Below are 17,115 nucleotides of genomic sequence, written 5' to 3' on the forward strand. Positions count from 1 at the left end.
ACGTCGGCCTGCCTAGGATGGCGTCGACATGGTGAAGATATGTGTGCTCGGTCCGCTCACGGTCGAGGTCGACGGCGAGCGGGCCGAGCTGGGCGGACCGCTGCCGCGCGGGGTGCTCGCGCTGCTCCTGGCCGCCCGGGGCGCCGTCGTCCCCGCGGAACGGCTGATCGAGCACCTCTGGCGGGGCAGCCCGCCGCCCAGCGCCGCCGCCTCCTTGCAGGCGTACGTCGCGCGGCTGCGCCGGGCACTTGAGCCCGCCCGTCCGCCACGCACCACGGCACGGCTGCTCGTCAGCGCACCCCCCGGCTATGCACTGCGCCTTCCGGACACCGAACACACCGTCGACGCCTGGCACTTCGAATCCTGCCTCGGGACCGCCCGAGCGCTGCTGCCGACCCGGCCGCCGGAGACGGTCCGGCTGGTCGAGGAGGCGCTCGGGCTCTGGTCGGGCCCCGCCTACGCCGAGTTCGCCGACGAGACCTGGGCCGCGGACGAGAGCGCGCGCCTGGGCGAGCTGCGTTACGCCGCGCGGGAGATCCTGGCGGCGGCGCGGCTCCGCAGCGCCGAGCCGGGCGCGGCCGTCGCCGACGCCGAAGCGCTCACCCGGGAGCAGCCGCTGCGCGAGGAGGGCTGGCGCCTGCTGGCCCTCGCGCTGTGGGGCAGCGGGCGCCAGGGCGACGCGCTGGCCGCGCTGCGCCGGGCCCGGGCCCGGCTCGGCGCGGAGCTGGGCATCGATCCGGGTCCGCCGCTCGTGGAGCTGGAGCAGGCGGTGCTGCACCAGCGGCACGACGTGCTGCGCCGGGCCACACGGCCCGCGTCACCCGAGCCGTCGGGCCTGTCCCTGGCGCTCCCTTCCGCGGCACAGCCGTCACCGCCGTCACCGTCCCTGACGCCCACGCCCCCGTCAGCCACGCCGCCGCCGTCAGCGCCTTCACCGGCACTGCCGCCGACCTCGTCACCAGCACCGCCGCCGTCGGCCTCGTCACCTGCACTGCCGCCGTCGGCCTCGTCACCAGCACCGCCGCCGACGCCGCTGTCGCCCACCCCCGCGCGGCTGGCCGCAGGACCGCTCATCGGCCGGGACGGCGAACTGGCCAAGCTGAGCGACGCGGCGGCCCGCACACGCCTCGGCGCGGCGCAGCTCGTCCTGCTCTCCGGCGAGGCCGGGATCGGCAAGTCCAGCCTCCTGGAGCAGCTGGAGCTCCAACTCCCGCAGCAGGGCTGGCTCGTGGCCACCGGTCACTGCCCCGAGACCGAGGGCGCCCCGCCCGGCTGGGCCTGGCTCGACCTCGTCCACACCCTGGCCGCGGCGGCGCCACCCGGTCCGTACGCCGCCGACCTCGCCCCGTTGCTGACTCCGGGCGCCGACCGGGCGACCGTCCCCGACGGCGGTCCCGCGCAGCGCTTCCGTCTGCACCGGGCCCTGCTCGCATGGCTGGAGAGCGTCGCCGCGCACCGTCCGCTCGCCCTCCTCCTGGACGATCTGCACCGGGCGGACCAGGAGACCGTCGAACTCTTCGTCCTGTGCGCCGAGCGGCTCCGGCGCTCCCCCGTCCTGCTGATCGCCGCCTACCGCCTTGACGACGGCGACCTGACCGGCCCGCTCTCGCGTCTGGCGCGCTGCTCTCCGTCCCGGCTCGCCCTGCGCGGACTGCCGCCGTCCCAGGCACAGCGGCTCCTGGAACGGGACTGTCCGGTACCGGTCAGTGACCGGGCCGCGGCCGCCCTGGTCGAGCGCACCGGCGGCAACCCCTTCTACGTGCGCGAGAGCTCGCGTCTCCTTGCCGCCGAGGGCGAGCAGGCGGCGCTCGCCCAGGTCCCGCAGAGCGTGCTCGACGTGGTGCGGCGCCGGATCAGCCGCCTGGAACCGGCCGATACGACGGTCCTTCGCCTGATGGCGGTGGCCGGCCGGGAGGCCCGGGTCGACGTCCTGGTCGCGGCGGCCGACACCGACGAGGGCGGCGTACTGGACGCGCTGGACGCGGGAGTCGGCGCCGGACTGCTCGGTGAACCGCGACCCGGCCTGGTCCGGTTCTGCCACGCCCTCGTCCGCGACGCCCTGGAGGCCGACCTGACCCGGCTGCGCCGCGCCCGTATGCACTCCCGGCTCGGCCGCGGCCTGGTGGCGCTCGGCTCCGACGACCTCTCGGCCCTGGCTCACCACTTCCTGCGGGCCTCCGCGGTCACGCCTGCCGATGCGGTGGCGGCGGTGGCGTACGCCCGACGGGCCGCCGACCAGGCCGTCCACCGCTACGCCCCGCGCACCGGCGAACTCCTCCTCGAAGAGGCCCTGGAGTGCCTGGACCGCCACCGGACGGCCTTCGCCGATGCCGACACCATCGCCCTGGAGGTGGCGCTCCTCGGCCGCCTCGTGCACTGCCGCATCCGGCTCGGCGCGATCACCGGCGCCCAACAGGCCCGCGCCCGGGCCGTGGAGCTGGCCCGCGCGCACGGCCGTGACGACCTGATGGTCGAGGCGTACAGCGCGTGGACGGAGCCGACCTCCTGGCTCACCTCGCACTACGGCGTCACCGATGCCGTGGCGGTGGCCGACCTGGTCCGGCTGCTCGACCGTCCCTCCATGGCACCCGCCACCCGCTGTCTCCTCCTGGACCAGCTCGCCGTGACCCGGAACGGCGCGGACCACGACGACCGCCGGACGGCCCGGCAGGCCCTGGCCCTCGCCCGCGACCTCGCCGAACCGCGGCTGCTCGCGCAGAGTCTCGCCACCCTCATCCGGCTGACCGACTTCGAACTCGACGCCGGTGCGCGCCTGGAGCTGACCGAGGAGCTGACCGCGCTCGCCCGGGAGCACGACCTGCCCGAGCACCTCTGGCTCGCCGAGTACGCCGCCGCGAGCGTCGCCGCGGTGCGCGACGGTGCCGCCGCGGTGTGGCGCAGGCTCGAGGGCGCCGACGACATCGCCCGCGCCTACGGCCTCGGCGGGGCCGGTGCGGTCGGCATGCTGCGGCACGTCATGCTGGCCATGGCGCGGGGCCGGTACGCGGCGGCCGAGCAGGCGATGGCCGAGGCGGCCGCGGCCCTGCGGGACCAAGGAGCGCTCGCGCCGGACGCCTTGGGCGACTTCACCCTCCTGTGCGTCAGGCTGCAGCAGGGCCGCCTGGCCGAGGTCCTGCCCCGGGCGCTGGCCCTGCACGAGCGGTACCGGCCCCTGCACGGCGGCATCACGGCCCTGGCCCTGCTGGCCGCGGGCGAGCCGGACCGGGCCCGCGACGTGTTCGCCCGCCGTGCCCCGGTCCGCCGCGACTACTGCTTCTCCCTCTTCGCGACCCTGGACGCCATGGCCGCGGTCGCCCTCGGGGACCGCGAGGCGGCCGCCGAGATCCACCGGGAGCTCCTCCCGCTCCGGGACGTGGTGGCCGGGGCCGCCAGTCTCTGCGTCGCGCTGCGCCCGGTCGCCCAGTCGCTCGGCGAACTCGCCCTGCTCCTGGGCCGCCCGCAGGAGGCGTCGGGCCACTTCGCCCTCGCCGAGCGCATCGCGGACGGCTGGAACTCACCCCACTGGGCCGCCGCCGCACGCGCCGCACGCACGGACCTGACGGTCTCCTCGCCCTCTGCATGATCGCCGGGGCCTGCTGCTGCAAAGTCGATCATGCGGTGCCGCCGCGGAGCACGATCCACGCAAACCCCGTATGCCACCCGAGACCCTGGCGAAACCGCCGGTAACCACCGCGGGCGGGCCGCCCTCCGCGTCTTAATTGCAGAGAGAAATTAGTGCCGATGCCATGGCAATTCCTTGCCCTCAGCAAGAGGCAAAAGTCATGCCGAGCCGGAAGTTACGGTTCCCCTCATTCGAAGATTCAAATAAGGCAACGAGGCGCGCCGAGGCGACTCGTTTTCGCAGCAGAACCGCCCCGTGGCACACCCCGACAAGCACCCTCAACCACCCGTCACCATCGACGAACTCGCAGCTCAGGGCGGCAATAAGCGCAACGCGGCGCGCCGTGCCGCCGCGATGCCACGCCCATTGGATTCAACGCTGGACAGTCATCGAATCCATGACACAAACTTGCAGAACTTGCCTTTCCCACCATGCTGGAGGCAGGCAAGTTTCATGATCGAATGGAACCGAGGGGGAACGCCACAGGTGTTGGGGGAACGCAGCAACATACTGGAACAGCTCGACGATCTACTGATCCGGTCCAGGCAGGGCAGGGGGGCCATTGCCGCCATCACCGGTTCGACGGGGATGGGCAAGACCACGGTGCTCAACGCCCTTGCGGAGCGCGCCGCATCGGCGGGCGACGCGGTGCTGAGCGTGGTGAGTTCGCCCCAGGAACGCCATGTCCCCTACAGCGCGCTGGCCCAGCTCGCGCACGCGATCGACGCGCATTTACCCGCCGCGTCCGTCACCGTGGGACCGGGCGCCGGAGGCCTGGCCACCGCCCGCCCCGGCGGGGCCGCCGATCCGGCCGCCGGTCTCGCCCTGCCCGCCGCCCAGGACGACCCCCTGGCCGTCACCCTGCAGACCCACCAGGTCATCGCCGAACTGGCGGCCCGGCGCCCGGTCCTGATCGCGGTGGACGACATCCAGCACACGGACCTGGCCACCCTCGCCTGCCTGCGCTACCTGGCGCAGCGCCTGAACCAGCTCCCCCTCGTGCTCGTGTTCACGCACGGCGCCCTCGTCGACGAGGAGCCGCCCCGCATCCTGCACGACCTCCTGTACCGGACCAGCGTGCGGCGCTTCGACCTGCCACCGCTGTCGTCCAGGGGCGTCAGGGAGCTGGCCGGAACCCTCACCTCGCCCCTCCCCCCGGACTGGCTCGTCGCCGAGATCCGCCGGCTGAGCGGCGGCAATCCCCTGTTCGCCCAGGCCCTCATCGAGGACCACAGGCTGCACGCGGCGCCCGATCCCGCCGCGCGCCCCGCCGCCCCGGAGGGCGACGACCCCGATGCCGGGGCGGCCCTCGGGAAGGAGCTGCCGATCGGGCCCGCCTACCGCCAGGCGGTCCTCGCGTACCTGCACCGGCTCGGCCCGCGCGCGGTCCATCTCGCCCGGTGCGTCGCGCTGTTGGACGAGGCGGCGACGCCGCTGCTCCTGAGCCGGTTCAGCGGCATCGACACCGAACTCCTGAAGCGTTATGTCCGGGTGTTCACCAGCATCGGCGTGCTCGACGGCGCGCGGCTGCGGCACGCGGGCGTACGGCAGGCGGTCCTCGGCGAGATGCCCCACGACAGGGTGACGCACCTGCGGTACCGCGCCGCCCGGCTGCTGCGGGACAACGGGGCGCCGCCGCAGGCCGTCGCCGGACACCTGCTCGGCGTCGGTCCGCTGTACGAGGACTGGGTGATGCCGGTGCTGCGGGAGGCCGCGCGCCAGTCCCTGGCCGACGGTGACGCACCGCAGACCGTCAAGTACCTGGAGCTGGCCCGCGAGTGCTCCCTGGACGAGACCCAGCGCCTGTCGGTGAAGTCGCAGTACGCGTACGGCCAGTGGGTGCTCAGCCCCGCCGACTCCGCCCTGCACTTCCTCGGCCTCAAGGACCCGATCCTGGAGGGGAAGCTGACGGGCCCCGACGGGCTGTGGATCGCCGAGGGCATGCTGTTCAACCTCAACTTCGACGAGGCCGTGGAGGTCATCGACCATCTCAACGGCGGCGACGAGGAGCTGGCGACCGCGCTGCACAGCACCCGGATGCTCATGGCCGCGGAGGTCCCCGGCGTGCTCGAACGGCTGAGCCGTCCGCTCGTCGCCACGACCGCCCCGGCGACGTCCCACTCCGAGCTGCGGTCCAGACACGCCCTCGCCCTCGTCCTGGAGCGGGGAGCCGACGACTACGCCATCGCCCTGGCCGAGCAGGTGTTCCAGGGCAGCCATGATCCGAGCTCGAAGCTCAGCGGCTTGCCGAAGGCCCTGATCGCCCTGTGCTACGCGGACCGGATCGACGCCGCCGACCAGTGGTACGACCACGTCACGGCCGACATGGGCGGACCCGACGCCACCGGCTGGCGGGCCCAGCTGGAGGGCGTCGGCGCGCTCATCTCGCTGCGGCGCGGCCGGCTCACCGACGCCGTGCGCCGGGCGGAGACGGCGTACGCCCGGCTCTCCGGGCCGCGGTGGAACGTCAGCAGCGCGCTGGCCCTCGCCGTCCTCATCGAGGCCCACACCCTCAAGGGCGACCACCAGGCCACGGCCGCCTACCTGGTGGCCGACCCGCCGCCCGAGCTGTTCCTCACGCGCGCGGGCGTGCACTACCTGTACGCGCGCGGCCGTCACTACCTCGCGACCGGCAACACGCACCTGGCGCTGTCCGACTTCCAGGAGTGCGGCAGGCTGATGCGGCAGTGGAACCAGGACACGCCCGCCGTGGCGCCCTGGCGGCTCGGTGAGGCCGAGGCGTGGCTGCGGCTCGGCGACCGGGACCGGGCGGCGCGCCTCGTCGAGGAGCAGCTCGCGCTGCCGGACACCGGGCTCACCCGGGCCCGCGGGATGGCCCTGCACGTCCTTGCACTCGTCCGGGACACCAGCGAGCAGCCCCCGGTCCTGCGGGAGGCGTTCCGGCTCCTCGAGGCCTGCGGCGCGCGGTACGACGCGGCCGCCGTCCTGGCCGATCTGAGCCGCGCCTACCAGCAGTTGGGCGACAAGCGGGCGCGGCCGACCGCGCGGCGGGCCTGGCGGCTCGCCAAGAGCTGCCAGGCGGAGCCCCTGTGCCAGGCACTGCTGCCCACCTCCACGCCCCAGAGCGCCGGCGCGGGCGAGGGCGCGGATTCCCGCGGCGGCGACCGCAGCGGCCAGGACACCTTCGGCAACCTCAGCGAATCCGAGCGGCGCGTCGCCCTCCTCGCCACCCAGGGGTACGCCAACCGCGAGATCGCGGAGAAGCTGTTCATCACGGTCAGCACCGTGGAACAGCACCTGACCCGCGTCTACCGCAAGATGGGCATCAGAAACCGCGAGCAGCTCCTCCAGGGAGCCCACGCCGTCAGCTACGAATCCGCCTGACCTGGCCCTCAGCACTCCTCCAGCGGTTCTCCAGCACGCCGCGAGCCGCGCCGTCCGCCGCCTCCGTCCCCCGTCCGCTCGTCCTGTCCGCCTGTCCTGTCACTGTCCCGTCGCTGTCCCGTCCGCTTGTCCTGTCAGACAGGACAGGCGGACGTCGCGTTTGGCGCCCGGCTCGCCCGGGGCGGGGGCACTCGCGCCGCCCTCACCCGCCCACGAGAGTCCCGGAATGAGCCATTCCGGGATCGTCCTAGGGGGCTCTACGGGTAGCTGGGGGCGGATGCCGGAGCCGACGATCGTCCTCTTAGGACGAACGCCGGCCCGGCGTTTTCGTAGCGCGCACTGAGGGAGGCACTCGCCACCATGACGAGTGATCTTGTTCACGGTACCGATGCCATAGCGATCACCGGCATGTCATGCCGCCTCCCCCAGGCACCTGACGCCGGCGCCTTCTGGGAGCTGTTGCGCGCGGGGCGCAGCGCGATCAGCGAGGTGCCGCCGGACCGCTGGGACCCCGAGGAGGTGCTGCCCGACGCACCGGAGCGCCACCGCGCCGGGCTGCGGCACGGCGGGTTCCTCGACCGGGTGGACGCGTTCGACGCCGCGTTCTTCGGCATCTCGCCGCGCGAGGCCGTGGCGATCGACCCGCAGCAGCGGCTCTTCGCCGAACTGGCCTGGGAGGCCCTGGAGGACGCGGGCATCGTCCCGGAGTCGCTGCGCTCCACCGCGACCGGCGTCATCGTCGGGGCGATCGCCGGTGACTACGCGGCCCTGGCCCAGCGCGGCGGCGCGATCACCCAGCACTCGCTGCCGGGCCTGAACCGCGGCGTCATCGCCAACCGGGTGTCGTACGCGCTCGGCCTGCGCGGCCCGAGCCTCGCGGTCGACTCGGCGCAGTCGTCGTCCCTCGTCGCGGTGCACCTGGCCGTGGACAGCCTGCGCAAGGGCGAGTGCACCCTGGCGCTGGCGGGCGGTGTGGCGCTCAACTTCGCGCCGGAGAGCGCCGAGGTCGCCGGGCGGTTCGGCGGGCTCTCGCCGGACGGACGCTGCTTCACCTTCGACGCGCGGGCCAATGGCTACGTACGCGGTGAGGGCGGCGGCGTCGTCGTCCTGAAGCCGCTGGCGCACGCGGTGCGCGACGGGGACACGGTCTACGGGGTCATCCTCGGCAGCGCGGTCAACAACGACGGCGCGACCGAGGGGCTCACCGTGCCCAGCGCCGAGGCCCAGGCGACGGTGCTGCGGCAGGCGTGCGAGGACGCGGGCGTGGACCCCGCCCAGGTGCGCTACGTGGAGCTGCACGGCACGGGCACCCCGACCGGCGATCCCCTGGAGGCGTCCGGCGTGGGCGCCGCGTACGGCAGCGCGCGGCCCGCGGGCTCACCCGTGCTCGTCGGCTCGGCCAAGACCAACGTCGGGCACCTGGAGGGCGCGGCGGGCATCGTCGGCCTGATCAAGACGGCGCTGAGCATCCGGCACCGGGAGCTACCGGCGAGCCTCAACTACGAGGCGCCGAACCCGCGCATCGACCCCGAGGCGCTGAACCTGCGCGTCCAGACCGCGACCGGGCCCTGGCCGGACGCGCCGCTCCTCGCCGGGGTCAGCTCCTTCGGCGTGGGCGGCACGAACTGCCACGTCGTGCTCGCGGAGGCGCCCGGGCCGACCGCGCCCGATTCCGCCACACCCGATTCCGCCACACCCGGGGCGGCCACGCCCGACGCGGACGTGCCGCGGGACGCCGAGCCGGAGGTACCGCTGGCCCCGTGGCTGGTGTCCGGGCGTACGCAGGCGGCCCTGCGCGCGCAGGCGGAGCGGCTGCGGGAACGGCTGTCGGCGGACACCGACGCGTTCGACGCCGGCTGGTCCCTCGCGGGCACCCGCACCCACTTCGAGCACCGCGCCGTCGCCCTCGGGCTCGACCACGACGCGCAGCTGGAGGCGCTCAGCACCGGCGACGAGATGCCGGGCCTCATCACGGGGGTCACCGGCGACCACGGGAAGGTCGCCCTCGTCTTCCCGGGCCAGGGCTCGCAGTGGGAGGGCATGGCGCGCGAACTCCTGCGCACCTCGGCGGTGTTCCGCGCCTCGATCGAGGCGTGCCACGAGGCCCTCGCCCCGTACGTCGACTGGTCGCTGCTCGACACGCTCAGGGCCGAGCCGGGCGCCCCGTCCCTCGACCGCGCGGACGTCGTCCAGCCCGTGCTGTTCGCGGTGATGGTCTCGCTCGCCCGGGTGTGGGAGTCCCTCGGCGTGCGGCCGGACGCGGTGGTCGGGCACTCGCAGGGCGAGGTCGCCGCGGCCCACATCGCGGGCGCGCTCGACCTGGCGGACGCCGCACGGATCGTGGCGCTCCGCAGCCGTACGATCATGACCCTCGCGGGGACCGGAGCCCTGGCGTCGGTGCCGCTGCCCGCGGACCGCGTCGCCGAGTACCTCGCTCCCCTCGGCGACGGGCTGAGCATCGCCGCGGTCAACGGGCCCAAGTCCACCATCGTGGCGGGAACCCCCGACGACGTGGCCGCTCTCCTCGCCCGCTGCGAGGCGGACGGGGTCCGCGCGAAGGCCGTCCCCGCCGTGGACTTCGCCTCGCACTCGCCGCACATGGAGCCCCTCCGCGACCAGCTCATCGAGCAGCTCGCCGGGGTGACGCCGCGCTCGTCCGCCATCGCGTTCTACTCGACGGTGACCGGGCGCGCCATCGACACGGCGGGCCTGGACGCCGCGTACTGGTACACCAACCTGCGTCAGCCCGTCCTGTTCGAGGCGACGCTCAGGACGATGGCGGAGGACGGCTTCGGCACGTTCGTGGAGTCGAGCCCGCACCCCGTGCTCACGCTCGGGCTGCGGGAGACGCTGCCGGACGCGGTGGTGGTGGGCTCGCTGCGGCGCGACGAGGCGCCGTGGCCGCACCTGTTGACCTCCCTGGCGGAGCTCCATGTGCGCGGCCTGACCGTGGACTGGTCCGCCGTCTTCACGGGGCGGACGCCGCGTCGCGTGGCGCTGCCCACGTACGCGTTCCAGCGCGAGCGCTACTGGCCGGAGGTCTCCACCGCGTACGAGCCCGTGGAGCGGGCGGCGGTCGCGGACCGGTCGGCACAGCCGCAGGAGGCCCCCGCGGCGCACTCCACGTGGGCGGGCCGGCTCGCCGCGCTGCCCGAGGACGAGCGGCACCGCGAGGCGCTGAAGCTGGTGCGGCTGCGCACCGCGATCGTGCTCGGTCATCTCAGCACGGACACGGTGAGCGTCGACAGCGCGTTCCGCGAGCTGGGGATGGACTCCACGATGGCGGTCCAGCTCCGCGAGAACCTCGCGGAGGTCACCGGCCTCACGCTGCCGGAGACGCTCGTCTTCGACCACCCGAGCCCGTCCCGCCTCGCCCGTCGCCTCTGTGAACTGGCCCTGGGCGACGGCACGTCACCGGCCCGCTCCGCGACGGCGCCGAGGCCGGCGGTGGACGCGGACGACCCGATCGTGATCGTCGGCATGGCCTGCCGCTTCCCCGGCGGCGCCGGTTCGCCCGAGGACCTGTGGCGCCTCGTCGACGGCGGCGTCGACGCCATCTCGGGGTTCCCCACCGACCGGGGCTGGGACCTGGGAAGCCTGTACGACCCCGAGCCCGGCGTCCGGGGCAAGACCTACACGCGGCACGGCGGCTTCCTCGACGACGCGGCCGAATTCGACGCGGAGTTCTTCGGCGTCAGCCCGCGCGAGGCCACGGCGATGGACCCGCAGCAGCGGGTGCTGCTCCAGGTCACCTGGGAGGCGTTCGAGCGCGCCGGCATCGATCCTGGCGGGCTGTACGGCAGCAGCACCGGTGTCTTCGTGGGCGCGATGTCGCAGGAGTACGGGCCGCGCCTGCACGAGGGCGACGACGGCCTCGGGGGCTATCTGCTGACCGGCACGACGGCGAGCGTGGCCTCCGGCCGGATCGCCTACACCTTCGGCCTGGAGGGCCCCGCGGTCACCGTCGACACGGCCTGCTCCTCCTCCCTCGTCGCGCTGCACCAGGCGGCGCAGGCCCTGCGTGCCGGGGACTGCTCGCTGGCCGTGGCGGGCGGCGTCACGGTCATGTCGACGCCGGGCATGTTCGTGGAGTTCGCACAGCAGCGGGGCCTCGCCACCGACGGCCGCTGCAAGTCCTTCGCCGCGGCCGCCGACGGCACCATCTGGGCCGAGGGCGCGGGCATGGTGCTCCTCGAACGGCTCTCCGACGCCCAGGCCAACGGCCACACCGTCCTGGCCGTCATCCGCGGCTCGGCCGTCAACCAGGACGGCGCCTCCAACGGCCTCACCGCGCCCAACGGCCCGTCCCAGCAGCGCGTCATCACCGCCGCCCTCGCCAGCGCCGGGCTCACTGCCGACCAGGTCGACGCCGTCGAGGCCCACGGCACCGGCACCGCGCTCGGCGACCCCATCGAGGCCCAGGCGCTCCTGGCCACGTACGGCCAGGACCGCGACGAACCCCTGTGGCTGGGCTCGCTGAAGTCCAACATCGGCCATGCCCAGGCCGCCGCCGGGATCGGCGGCGTCATCAAGATGATCCAGGCGATGCACCACGGCTCTCTGCCGCGGACGCTCCACGTCGACGAGCCGAGCCCGCACATCGACTGGACCGCGGGCAACGTCCAGCTCCTCACCGAGCCCCGTGCCTGGCCCGAGAGCGGCCACCCGCGCCGTGCCGCCGTCTCCTCCTTCGGCATCAGCGGCACCAACGCCCACCTCATCCTCGAACAGGCCCCGCCCACCCCCGTCAGCGAGGAACCCGAGGCTCCCGAGGGCGCGGTCATCCCCTGGATCCTCACCGCGAAGACGCCCGCCGCCCTCCGCGACCAGGCCCAGCGCCTCCTCGACCACCTCACCGCACACCCCGCACTGCGCCCCGCGGACGTCAGCCACGCGCTGGCGGCCACGCGTGCGCGCTTCGGGCAGCGTGCCGTGGTCCTGGGCGGCGACCGCGACGAGCTGGTCGACGGCCTCCGCACGACGATCCGCCAGGAGACGTCCCGCACGGTGGTCACGGGGACGGCACGCGAGGGCGCCACCGCGTTCCTGTTTACCGGGCAGGGCTCGCAGCGCGCGGGCATGGGCCGTGAGCTGTACGACGCCCACGCCGTCTTCCGCGACGCCTTCGACGAGGTCTGCGCCACCCTCGACCGCCATCTCGACGCCGAACACCCGGTCAAGGACGTCGTCTTCAGCGACGACCCCGCCCTGCTCCACCAGACCCGCTACACCCAGGCCGGGCTCTTCGCGCTCCAGGTCGCCCTCGCCCGGCTCGCCACGTCGTTCGGCGTCACGCCGGACTACCTCACCGGCCACTCCATCGGCGAGATCACCGCCGCACACATCGCGGGCGTCTTCTCCCTGGATGACGCCTGCCGCCTGGTCGCCGCACGCGGCACCCTCATGCAGAACCTCCCGGCAGGCGGCGCCATGATCGCGCTGCGCGCCACCGAGGAGGACGTCCGTCCGCTGCTCGACGGCTACGAGGACCGGGTCGCCATCGCGGCGGTCAACGGCCCCACGTCCCTGGTCATCTCCGGTGACGAGGACGCCACCGAGGACATCGCCGCCGTCCTCGCCATGGGCGGTGTGAAGACCCGGCGTCTCACCGTCAGCCACGCCTTCCACTCCCCCCACATGGACCCCATGCTGGAGGACTTCACACGCGTCGCCGCAGAACTGACGTACCACCAGCCGCGTATACCCGTCGTCTCCAACCTCACCGGGCAGCTCGCCGACCCCGACGCCCTCACCACCCCCGCCTACTGGACCCGCCACATCCGCGAAGCAGTCCGCTTCCACGACGGCATCCACACCCTCCACACCAACGGCGTCCGCCACCACCTCGAACTCGGCCCCGACCCCGTCCTCACCACCCTCGTCAACGAAACCACCAGCGCCGAAACCAACGGCGCCGACGTCACCACCACAGCCGTCGCGGTCCTCAGGAAGGGACAGCCCGAGGCCACCACCTTCCTCGCCGCCCTGGCCCAGCTCCACGCCGCGGGCGTCCGCGCCGACCTCACCGCCCACCTCGGCACGCCCCGCGCCCGTACCGACCTGCCCACGTACGCCTTCCAGCCGGAGCGGCACTGGTTCACCGCCACCACCACCGGCGACGTGACGTCCGCGGGGCTCGCCGCCACCGGGCACCCGCTGCTGACCACGGCGGTCGAACTGCCCGACCCGGACGGGCTGCTCCTGACCGGCCGGGTGAACGCGTCCGCCCCCGCCTGGGCGGCCGACCACGCGGTCTTCGGCACCCCGGTCATGCCCGGCGTGGCGTTCGTCGACATGCTGCTGCACGCCGCGGCGCGCGTGGGCTGCCCCCGCATCGAGGAGCTCACCCACCACGTCTTCCTGGCCCTGCCCGAGCACGGCGCCCTCCAGCTGCGCGTCCTCGTCCGGCCCGCGGACGACAGCGGGCGGCGGTCCTTCACCGTCCACTCACGGCCCGAGGACGCACCGCCGGGCACGGACTGGACCTGCCACGTCACCGGTGTGCTCGGCGCCGCCACGCGGGACACCGCCGCGCCCACCGGTCAGGCCTGGCCCCCCGCGTCCGCCGAACGCATCGACACCGACGGCTTCTACCGGCGGATCGCCGACGCCGGGTTCGGCTACGGCCCGCTCTTCCAGGGGCTCAAGGCGGCCTGGCGGGACGGTGACACGCTGTACGCCGACGTGGCCCTGCCCGCGGGGGTCGCCCCCGGCCGCTACGGCGTCCACCCCGGGCTGCTCGACTCCGCGCTCCACCCGTTCGCCCTGGTCACGATCGGCGCGGATGCGGGTGGCACGGGTACGGACGGCGCGGATGCGGACGGCGCCCTCCATGTGCCCTTCGCCTGGAGCGGTGTGACCCTCCACGCGACCGGTGCGCACGCCCTGCGGGTCGAACTGGCGCGGCCGGCCGCGGGGACGGTCGCGTTGCGGATCACGGACTCCCATGGTGCGCCGGTCCTGACCGCCGACTCCCTCGTCCTGCGCCCGGTCCGCCCCGAGCAGCTCGAAGCCGCCGCCCGGCGCGACCGCGACGGCGCGCTCCACGAGGTCGTATGGCGCACGGCGCAGCCGTCGTCGAGCGCCGACGTGCCTGCTGAGGGCGCGGGTTGGGCCCTGGTGGGCGACGCGACGGACCGGCTTGTCGCCGCGGCTCTCGCGGCGCTCGGCCCCGCCACGCAGGTCTACCCGGACGCGGCGGCCCTGCGGGCGGCGCTGCGGGCCGGTGCCGCCCGGCCGGACACGGTCGTCACCCGGTACACGGCCGAGCACGGCCTCGACCCGGCCGCCGCGGCGCACGCCGCGACGCGCCACACCCTGGATCTGCTCCACGAGGTCCTGTCCGACGGCAGGGCCGACTCCCGTCTGGTGGTCCTCACCGAGGGCGCGGTGTCCACCGGCACCGGCACCAGCGACGAGCAGACGGACCTGGCCGGCGCGGCCGTCTGGGGTCTGATCCGCTCGGCGCAGTCCGAGCACCCGGACCGGTGCACGCTCGTCGACTTCGACGGCGCACGGGCCTCCGAGCAGGCCGTCGTGGCGGCCCTGTCCGCCGGGGAGCCGCAACTGGCCGTGCGTGAGGGCGAGTTGCTCGTACCCCGCCTCGCCCGCCTGACCGCGGGGCCGCTGCCCGCGACGGCGTTCGACGCCGGACGGACGGTGCTCGTCACCGGTGGCACGGGCGCCCTCGGCGCCGTCCTCGCCCGCCATCTGATCACCCGGCACGGCGTCCGTCACCTGCTCCTGACCAGCAGGAGCGGGCCGGACGCGGCGGGCGCGCTCGTCGAGGAGCTCACCGCCCTCGGCGCCGACGTCACCGTCGCCGCCTGCGACGTCGCCGACCCCGATGCCCTGGCCGCGCTCCTCGCCGCCCTGCCCGAGGAGCAGCCGCTCGGCGCGGTGGTGCACTGCGCGGGCGTCCTGGACGACGGTGTCGTCACGGAACTCGACCACGACCGCCTCGACAAGGTGCTGCGCCCGAAGGCCGACGGCGCCTGGAACCTGCACCAGGCAACGCGGGACATGGACCTGGACGCCTTCGTCCTGTACTCCTCCGTCGTCGGCCTCCTCGGCTCCCCCGGACAGGCCAACTACGCCGCCGCCAACGCCTTCCTCGACGCACTCGCCCACCATCGCCACACCACCGGCCTGCCCGCCACCTCACTCGCCTGGGGCCTGTGGGAAACTGGCATGGCCGACACCCTCGACGACCACGACCGCGCCCGCATGAACCGCGGCGGACTCGCCCCCATGCCGACGGACCAGGCGCTCGCGCTCTTCGACGCGGCGCTCGGGGCCGAGCGGGCGGTGCTCGTGCCCGCCGGTCTCGACGTCGCCGGGGCCCGCGCTCGCCGGTCGTCGATCCGTCTTTCCCCGCTGCTCGCGGACCTGGTCCCCGCGCAGGCGCCGCCCGCCGCCCGGGAGAGCGAGGCGGCCCACGGCGACTCCTCCCTGAGCGGCCGGCTCAGGGGCCTGCCCGAGGCCGAGCAGCGTGAGCTCCTCCTCGACGTCCTCAGCAGGCACGCCGCCCTCGTCCTCGGCCATGATTCACCGCCCGTCATCGATCCCTCGCACCCGTTCAAGGACCTGGGATTCGACTCGCTGGCCGGCATGGAGCTGCTCCTCGCGCTGAGCGAGACGTTGAGCCTGCACCTGCCGTCCACCATGCTGTTCGACCACCCCACGCCCGCCGCCCTGATCACCTACCTCAGGGACGAACTCGTCGACGACGAGGACGTGCTCGCGGCCGATGCCGTCGACACCGTCGACGCGCCGGAGACCGCCCGTGCCGCCGGGACCACCGCCGCCGCTCCCTTCGCCGCTCCTCCGACCGCTCCCGTGGCCGCTCCTCTGGACGACGAGCCGATCGCGATCGTGGGCATGGGCTGCCGCTTCCCCGGTGGCGCGAGCACGCCGGAGGAGCTGTGGCGCCTGGTGACGGAGGGGCGTGACGCGGTCGGGGCGTTCCCGGACAACCGCGGCTGGGACCTCGCCGAGCTGTTCGACCCGGACCCCGAGGTGCGCGGGAAGACCTATGCGCGTGAGGGCGGGTTCCTGTACGACGCCGACCGGTTCGACGCCGAGTTCTTCGGCATCAGCCCCCGCGAGGCCCTCGCCCTCGACCCCCAGCAGCGCCTCCTCCTGGAGACCGCCTGGGAGGCCTTCGAGTACGCGGGCATCCGCCCCGAGACCTTGCACGGCACCACGGCCGGTGTCTTCGCCGGTGTGGTCACGCAGGAGTACGGCTCCCTGGTCCACCAGGGCAGCGAGCCCGTCGACGGCTTCCTCCTGACGGGTACGACGGCGAGTGTCGCCTCGGGGCGGCTCGCCTACACCTTCGGCTTCGAGGGCCCGGCGGTCACGGTCGACACGGCCTGCTCGTCGTCGCTGGTCGCCCTTCATCTGGCGTGCCAGTCCCTGCGCAACGGCGAGTCCTCCATGGCCCTCGCGGGCGGCGCCACCGTCATGGCCAACGCCGGAATGTTCCTGGAGTTCAGCCGCCAGCGGGGCCTTGCGCCCAACGGCCGCTGCAAGTCCTTCGCGGCCGGTGCCGACGGCACGATCTGGGCCGAGGGCGCGGGCATGGTGCTCCTGGAACGGCTCTCCGACGCCCAGGCCAACGGCCACACCGTCCTGGCCGTCATCCGCGGTTCGGCCGTCAATCAGGACGGCGCCTCCAACGGCCTCACCGCGCCCAACGGCCCGTCCCAGCAGCGCGTCATCAATGCGGCACTCGCCGGCGCCGGGCTCTCGCCCGACCAGGTCGACGCCGTCGAGGGGCACGGCACCGGCACGACGCTGGGCGACCCCATCGAGGCGCAGGCGCTCCTGGCCACGTACGGCAAGGACAGGGACGAGCCGTTGTGGCTGGGCTCGTTCAAGTCCAACATCGGTCACGCCCAGGCCGCGGCGGGCATCGGTGGCGTCATCAAGATGATCCAGGCCCTGCGCCACGGCGCACTGCCCCGGACCCTGCACGTCGACGAGCCGAGCCCGCACATCGACTGGACGGCAGGGAAGGTCCAGCTTCTGACCGAGGCCCGGCCCTGGCCCGAGACCGACCACCCCCGCCGTGCCGCCGTCTCCTCCTTCGGCATCAGCGGCACCAACGCCCACCTCATCCTCGAACAGGCCCCGCCCGCCCCCGT

Annotated in this window: 3 protein-coding genes; all 3 read left to right on the forward strand. The window is 74.2% G+C overall.

The window, feature by feature from the left end; genetic code table 11:
- Positions 1–28 precede the first annotated feature (28 nt).
- A complete protein-coding gene (locus ACFWZ5_RS16100) occupies positions 29–3,583 on the forward strand; it encodes an ATP-binding protein (RefSeq protein ID WP_384797028.1) in 3,555 nt (1,184 codons plus the stop codon).
- A 492-nt stretch (positions 3,584–4,075) separates the two neighbouring features.
- On the forward strand, positions 4,076–6,967 hold the full coding sequence (locus tag ACFWZ5_RS16105; protein ID WP_384797025.1) for an AAA family ATPase: 2,892 nt from the start codon (positions 4,076–4,078) through the stop codon (positions 6,965–6,967).
- 360 nt (positions 6,968–7,327) lie between these two features.
- Positions 7,328–17,115: type I polyketide synthase (locus ACFWZ5_RS16110; protein ID WP_384890783.1), on the forward strand; the 9,788-nt coding region annotated here is incomplete at its 3' end.

This window comes from Streptomyces sp. NPDC059003 (genome assembly GCF_042740445.1).
Lineage (GTDB): Bacteria > Actinomycetota > Actinomycetes > Streptomycetales > Streptomycetaceae > Streptomyces.